This window comes from Bradyrhizobium sp. USDA 376 (assembly GCF_054063675.1).
The window spans coordinates 663034-670000 of the sequence record NZ_JBSSGN010000001.1 but is presented as its reverse complement, the minus strand read 5'-3'; the positions used below and the strand labels follow the sequence as shown (position 1 = coordinate 670000).

At 65.2% G+C, this 6967-nt stretch carries 6 protein-coding genes (1 of these 6 cut by a window edge); 5 read left to right on the top strand and 1 reads right to left on the bottom strand.

The window, feature by feature from the left end:
- The 4 genes from ltrA to glpK form a co-directional block, all read left to right on the top strand.
- A protein-coding gene (ltrA, locus tag ACVJ19_RS02950) for a group II intron reverse transcriptase/maturase (RefSeq protein WP_028144467.1) crosses the window boundary here: on the top strand, positions 1-791 show its 3' portion. Its footprint begins 586 nt before the window's first position; the window shows 791 of its 1377 coding nt (coding positions 587-1377); the start codon falls outside the window, past its left edge; its stop codon occupies positions 789-791.
- 314 nt (positions 792-1105) lie between these two features.
- Positions 1106-1702, top strand: coding sequence for a hypothetical protein (locus tag ACVJ19_RS02945; RefSeq protein WP_453947950.1), 597 nt, complete (start codon positions 1106-1108; stop codon positions 1700-1702).
- 169 nt (positions 1703-1871) lie between these two features.
- The gene (locus ACVJ19_RS02940; RefSeq protein ID WP_453947949.1) at positions 1872-2645 is read left to right on the top strand and encodes an SDR family NAD(P)-dependent oxidoreductase; all 774 of its coding nucleotides are present in this window, start codon (positions 1872-1874) and stop codon (positions 2643-2645) included.
- 422 nt (positions 2646-3067) lie between these two features.
- Entirely contained in the window at positions 3068-4570 is a 1503-nt protein-coding gene (gene glpK / locus ACVJ19_RS02935) for a glycerol kinase GlpK (protein WP_453947948.1), read from the top strand.
- Between the two features lie 277 nt (positions 4571-4847).
- Here the strand turns inward: glpK and ACVJ19_RS02930 are convergent, their stop codons facing one another.
- Positions 4848-5951, bottom strand: coding sequence for an IS4 family transposase (locus tag ACVJ19_RS02930; RefSeq protein WP_453947895.1), 1104 nt, complete (start codon positions 5949-5951; stop codon positions 4848-4850).
- A gap of 213 nt (positions 5952-6164) precedes the next feature.
- On the opposite strand from ACVJ19_RS02930, the gene ACVJ19_RS02925 reads away from it, so the two are divergent.
- Positions 6165-6758, top strand: coding sequence for a GNAT family N-acetyltransferase (locus tag ACVJ19_RS02925; RefSeq protein ID WP_453947947.1), 594 nt, complete (start codon positions 6165-6167; stop codon positions 6756-6758).
- Positions 6759-6967: the final 209 nt, after the last annotated feature.

The window sequence follows — 6967 nt, the reverse complement described above, 5'->3', positions numbered from 1 at the left end:
TGGTTGCCAAGCGGGTTGCTGACAAGCGCATCCTGAAGCTCATCCGCGCCTTCCTGAATGCGGGTGTGTTGGAAGGAGGGCTGGTCAGTCCGACGGAAGAGGGCACGCCGCAGGGCGGTCCGCTCTCGCCGCTGTTGTCGAACCTGATGCTGGATGTGCTGGACAAGGAACTGGAGAAGCGCGGCCACCGCTTCGTGCGTTACGCCGACGACTGCAACATCTACGTGCGCAGTCAGCGGGCGGGCGAACGGGTGCTGGCTGGCGTCGAGAGGTTCCTCGAAAAGCGCCTCAAGCTCAAGATCAACAAAGCGAAGAGCGCGGTTGCCAAACCGAGTGTTCGCAAGTTCCTGGGCTTCAGCTTCACCGGCGGGCAAGAACCGCGGCGGCGCATCGCGCCGCAGGCACTCGCCCGCTTCAAGGCGAAGGTTCGGGAGCTCACGCGACGCACGCGTGGTCGATGCCTCGTGCAGATCGCCAAAGAACTGTCGACCTACCTGATTGGGTGGCACGGCTACTTCGGCTTCTGTCAAACCCCGTCGGTGTTGCGCGTGCTTGACCAGTGGATCAGGCGACGGTTGCGCGCCGTTGCCTGGAAGCAATGGAAGTATGGACCCGCTCGCTTTGCCGAGTTGCGACGCCGCGGCGTCGGCCGGGATCTGGCGGCGCAAACCGCCGGCAGCCCACGTGGCCCTTGGCGGCTCGCGAACAGCCCCGCGCTCACCATTGCTCTGCCAAACGGCTTCTTTGCCTCACTCGGCTTGGCTTCCGTCGCGGCACGGCGACCCGCATAATCCGCTGAACCGCCGGATACGGACCCGTATGTCCGGTGGTGTGGGAGGGGCGGAGCCGCGAGGCTTCCCCCTATCCCGATTGTGCGCGGGAATGCCGCGTGGCCTGCATCTTTTCATCATCATTGGCGTTCAGCATCCGGCCTGCTCCGGCGACACGGCCTGCAGCTCTCGCCTCGTGCTCGCGTGCCATGAGCCGCAGCGCTCTCATTCAGTTGAACGCAGCCAGGCGGCGAGTTCATGGGCCATTCACGTCAAAGCCCCTAATTCGGTTCCGCCCTTGAAACCTCGCAAGCAAAAGATCTGAGGAGACTTCCATGCCAGCATTGCTTCGTCCCGCCTTCACCGCGCTGAGCGTTGCGTGCCTTCTGTCCGCAGCATCGCTCGCCTCCTCCGGTGCCGCTTTCGCGCAGGCCAAGCAGCAGCCCGCACCCGCCCAACAGGCCGCGCCGGCGCAGCAGCAGGCGCCCGCGCTGAAGCAGATCGCGCTGACCGACAAGCAGCTCGATGGCGTGCTCGCCGCGCAGAAGGACATGGATGCGATCACCGAAAAGCTCCCCGAGAACACCGCGCCCGACCAGAAGGTGATCGGCCAGCTCGACGGCGTCGCCAAGAAGCACGGCTTTGCCGGCTATGACGACTACAACAACGTCGTCGACAACATCAGCCTGGTGCTCGGCGGCTTCGATCCCGCCACCAAAAAATATGTCGGCACCGAAGCCGTCATCAAGGCGCAGATCGCGCAGCTCCAGGCCGACAAGAAGATGCCGGCCAAGGACAAGAAGGAAGCGCTCGACGAGCTCAACGAAGCGCTGAAGACGCCGGCGCCCGCGATCGAGAACAAGGCCAACATCGATCTCGTCGGCAAGTACTACGACAAGCTGGTCGCAGCGCTCGGCGACGACGAGAACTGAGCGGCCACGCTCTCGTCCGCGCCGCGCTGATCTCGACAGATGGCGCAGCGCAAGCCACACTCTCCGCCGCCTTGCCCCGCGCCCCGGCCAAGCCAATTCTTCTCCGGGGCGTCATGCCGATCGGGGCGGGGCAACCAGCGAACAAGCGGAAGCAGCGAGGCCGATAACAATGAAGAACACCCCGTTCGATCTCACCGGCAAGGTCGCAATCGTCACCGGCTCGAGCCGCGGCATCGGCCGCTCCTCTGCCGAACTGCTGGCCAAGCTCGGCGCAAAGGTCGTGGTCTCCTCGCGCAAGGCCGACGCGTGCAAGGAGGTCGCCGACGGCATCAATGCATCCGGCGGTGACGCCATCGTCATCCCCTGCAACATCGCGCGCAAGAGCGAGGTCGAGGCGCTGATCGCAGGCAGCACGAAGCACTACGGCAAGATCGACATCCTCGTCTGCAACGCCGCGGTCAATCCCTATTACGGCCCGCTGCTCGACATCACCGACGAGGCCTTCGACAAGATCATGGGCTCCAACGTGAAGAGCAACATCTGGCTCTCCGCGCTCGCGATCCCGCAAATGGCCGAGCGCGGCAACGGCTCGGTGATCATCATCTCCTCGATCGGGGGCTTGCGCGGCTCTACCGTGATCGGCGCCTACGGCATCTCCAAGGCCGCCGATTTCGCGCTGTGCCGCAGTCTCGCCGGCGAATGGGGCCCGAAAGGCGTTCGCGTCAACTGTATCGCCCCCGGCCTCGTCAAAACCGATTTCGCCCGCGCGCTCTGGGAAGACGAAGCCATGCTCAAGCGCCGCACCGCCACCACGCCGCTGCGCCGCATCGGTGAACCCGACGAAATCGCAGGCGCCGTGGCGTATCTTGCTTCGGATGCCTCGAGCTTCATGACCGGCCAGACCATCGTCATCGACGGCGGCGTGACCACGGCGGCGGTCTAACGTCCTTACCACTTGCAATTGTACCGCAGCGGCGCTTCCCTTACCCTCCCCTGGAGGGCAGGGCAATCGCATGTGGCGTGCACGATGCTGCGGCATCGGCACTGCGCTCCCTCTCCCGCTTGCGGGGGAGGGCTGGGGTGGGGGTGTCTCCGCGTTGGGATTGTTGAGGATTGTGGAGGGCGTCTCTGCGTGGCGAGAGCCCTCACCCGCCGCGCTCTGCGAGCGCGTCGGCCTCTCCCGCAAGCGGGAGAGGCGGGGCAAGCCCGCGGACAATCTTCATGAAATCCATATGCGATAGCCCTGCCCCTCCAGGGGAGGGTAAGAGGAGAGCCGCCTTGACCTCTTGCCGGCAATCCCGTTTCTTTGGTCCGACACAACGACCCCATCAGGGAAACGCCAAGAAAACGCCAGGGTAAGCCGCCATGTCTTTCGTTCTCGCCATCGACCAGGGCACCACCTCCTCCCGCGCGATCGTGTTTCGCGGCGACATTTCCATCGCGGCGAAAGCGCAGGCCGAGTTTCCGCAGCATTTTCCGGCCTCGGGCTGGGTCGAGCATGAGCCGGAGGACATCTGGACCTCGACAGTGATGGTCTGCCGCGAGGCGATCGAGCATGCCGCCATCAGCGCAAAGGACATCGCCGCGATCGGCATCACCAACCAGCGCGAGACCACCGTGGTGTGGGACCGTGCCACCGGACAGGCCGTGCACCGCGCCATCGTCTGGCAGGACCGCCGCACCGCCGACATCTGCGCGAAACTGAAAGCGGACGGCCGCGAGCCCGTGATCTCGCAAAAGACCGGCCTGATCATTGACCCCTATTTCTCCGGCACCAAGGTCGCCTGGATCCTCGACCACGTTCCCGGCGCCCGTGCCCGCGCCGCGCGCGGCGAGTTGATGTTCGGCACCATCGATTGCTATCTGCTCTGGCGCCTCACCGGCGGCAAGGTGCATGCCACCGACGCCACCAACGCCTCGCGCACGCTGCTGTTCAACATCCACACCGGCCAGTGGGACGACGAGCTGCTGGAGATCATCGGCGTGCCGCGCTCGATGCTGCCCGAGGTGAAGGATTCTTCCGCCCGCTTCGGCGAGAGCACGCCCGACCTGTTCGGCGGCGCGATCGCGATCTCCGGCATCGCCGGCGACCAGCAGGCCGCGACCATCGGCCAGGCCTGCTTCCGCCCGGGCATGATGAAATCCACCTACGGCACCGGTTGCTTCGCGCTGCTCAACACTGGCACGACGCCCGTCGTGTCCAGGAACAAGCTGCTCACCACCGTCGCCTACCAGCTCGACGGCAAACGCACCTACGCGCTCGAAGGCTCGATCTTCGTCGCGGGCAGCGCGGTGCAATGGCTCCGCGACGGCCTCGGCATCATCAAGCACGCCGCCGAGACCGGACCTCTTGCTGATCAGTCCGACTCCATGCAGAGCGTCTATCTCGTCCCCGCCTTCGTCGGCATGGGCGCGCCCTACTGGAATCCGCGCGTGCGCGGCGCGCTGTTCGGCCTCACCCGCAACACCGGCCCCGCCGAGCTCGCCCACGCCGCGCTCGAAAGCGTCTGCTACCAGACTTTTGACCTGTGGGCCGCGATGCGTGCGGACTGGCCGAGCTCGGAGACGGCCAGTGTCGTGCTCCGCGTCGACGGCGGCATGACCGCCTCCGATTGGACCATGCAGCGCCTCGCCGATCTCCTCAATGCCCCGGTCGACCGCCCCGTGATCCAGGAGACGACAGCGCTGGGCGCTGCCTATCTCGCCGGCCTCAATGCGGGCGTCTATCCCGAGCCGACAAAATTCGCCGACAACTGGCGCCTCGAGCACCGCTTCAAGCCGAACATGAGCGAAGCGACGCGCGAGCGAAAACTCGCCGGCTGGGCGAGGGCGGTAAAGGGCGTGCTCGCAAGCGACGAGGGGGAATAGCGGGCGCACGCAACGCGCCCCGATAACGGCGGAGGCGATCACACTGATGGAGGTGAATGAGCCGCGTCCACAAACTCCGCCGTCGTCCTGGCGAACGCCCATGGGCGCTAAAATAGTTGCATAGCTTGATAGCGACGTTTTCGTCTTGGTGGTTCGTGTAGGTGCCGTCCGAGCGTGGAGCGAAGTCTGCGCAGGCAAGCAATCGCGGGTTGGGGCATGATTGCTTGTCGAAGCGAGGCGACGAGTTGGCGGAGCAGACGCCAGGTCCCTGGACGGGTCAGGCGGCCTCGGCCAAGCGGGGAGAGTCCTCGAGTTCGTCGACGAGTGGCTCGAGCAGGAGAATGATCAGCAGATGAGCGAGGATGTGGGGCCTGGCGGACCGCTCGTCAGTTCCGGGAGGGCCCTTCAGGCCAATCAAACTCTTGAGCCGCTTGAAGCCGAGTTCAATGCGCCATCGCAGCCGATAGAGGGCAAGGACATCGCTCGTTGAGAAGTCCTCCGGTGCGAGCGAGGTCACCAGGATCACCCAATCTGCAGCGTCAAGTGTTTGCCTGGAGAGCTGGTGGCCTCCCTTTTGTGCCGTTCGGCGCGCCTTGCGTCGTGCGACCGCGGCCGCTTGCGCCGGCTTCTTGACGGCAACCAGACGCAGAGCGAGCAGCGGTGCGCCAGACTTGCGTTTTATCCAGATCGGTCGATCGATCAGGCCACATGCCGAAGCCTTGCGCAGTTCGGCCGTCAGATCGACCAGACCACCTTTGGCATCAACCCAACGCGCGCTCTTCCAGCCGGACCGGATCACGAAGTCCGCGCCGGCATCGACGAGACGTGCCATGCGCTCCGGTTGCAGATAAGCGCGGTCGCCAAGACGGATTTCGCCGGCAATCACCGGTATCCGGTCCAGCGTCTCGCCCGCTCGCTGATCGGTCAGCTCGAAGTGACCAAAGCGCTCCTGCGGAAGATCGAACGCGCTGTGTATGCGCCACACCGCGTTCTTGTTCCTGCCGCTCGTCCCAGCCTTCGGGACCGTCGTGGCGTCAACAATGCGGATCAGGCGGCCGTGGCTCGCCTTCGGCGCACCGCTCGCCAGTGCTTGGCCTATCAACTTCGCCAGCCAATCTCCGCACTGACGCAACCGATACAACAGAGCCACGTTGGAGATATCGACAAGGCCCACCGACGTGGCCCATGCCGCCGTCAACCGCAGACCTCGCTCGCCAAGGCAATACGCCAGGATCAAGCGCAGCAAATCCACCGCATTGCTGATTTCCCGCGGGCGGACAAACGCCTTCGTCTCGCGCGCGCTAACGTTGAGCGCTTCGGCGCCGCCAAGCCGGGCGACTACGCGCGCCCAGTCCTCGTTCACAAGCGATTCGTGTGCCATCCCAATTTGGAATCACAAGCGAATCCAACGCGCAAATCCTATTTTAGCGCCCATGGGCGAACGCCAGGACCCATAACCACCGAGCCAAGTTGCCTTGGACCGCTATCCGCCCCAGCCTGCCGCAACAACAACCAACTGTGATAATGGGTCCTGGCTTTCGCCAGGACGACACGGAGTGTGTGGTCGGCGTTCAGCTTCAAAGGGACGCATCCCATGATCCTCCCCGACGGCTATTCCGACGTCCCCGCCGGCAAGATCGCCGCCGTCGTCACGCATCTGGAGATGACCGCACCTCCCGCGCGCCGCGACGATCCGCCAGGAGCGTGGTCCCTGCGCAAGGTCTATGCCCCCGCGCTTGACTGGTATCGCGACCTCTACCGCCGCGTCGGCGAGGAGTGGCTCTGGTTCTCGCGCGCGCGCATGACCGACACGGAGCTCGCCGCAATCATCCACGCGCCGGGCATAGAGGTCTATGCACTGGCCGTCGACGGCCGCGAGGGAGGCCTGCTGGAGCTGGACTTCCGTCAGCCTGGCCAATGCGAGCTGGTCTATTTCGGCGTCACCGCCGGATTGATCGGAACCGGCGCCGCCCGCTTCCTGATGAACCGCGCGCTCGAGATTGCGTGGTCACGCGACCTCCGCCGCGTCTGGGTGCACACCTGCACCTTCGACCACCCCTCCGCCGTCGCATTCTACCAGCGCTCCGGCTTCCGCCCCTTCCGCCGCCAGATCGAAATCGCCGACGATCCGCGCCTCGACGGCATGGCGCCGCGCGATGCGGGGAGGCACGTGCCGATTATCGAATAGCGCGGGAGGGCGTCGCCCGGATGGAGTGACTTGTCCGCCGAAGCTCGAAGAGCGAAGGCGGCAGCGTAATCCGGGGTGCGATTCTCCGTTGCCGCGCACTCCGCCGTCATCCTGAGGTGCGCGCTCTTGCGCGCCTCGAAGGATGGGCTGCGGGCGCCTGTGGTCCATCCTTCGAGGCTCCCCTTGCGATGCTGGCGCATCGCAAGGGG

Coding starts and splice junctions, on each gene's coding strand:
- ACVJ19_RS02945 (WP_453947950.1), top strand. CDS start 1,106: ATGCCAGCATTGCTTCGTCCCGCCTTCACCGCGCTGAGCGTTGCGTGC.
- ACVJ19_RS02940 (WP_453947949.1), top strand. CDS start 1,872: ATGAAGAACACCCCGTTCGATCTCACCGGCAAGGTCGCAATCGTCACC.
- glpK (WP_453947948.1), top strand. CDS start 3,068: ATGTCTTTCGTTCTCGCCATCGACCAGGGCACCACCTCCTCCCGCGCG.
- ACVJ19_RS02930 (WP_453947895.1), bottom strand. CDS start 5,951: ATGGCACACGAATCGCTTGTGAACGAGGACTGGGCGCGCGTAGTCGCC.
- ACVJ19_RS02925 (WP_453947947.1), top strand. CDS start 6,165: ATGATCCTCCCCGACGGCTATTCCGACGTCCCCGCCGGCAAGATCGCC.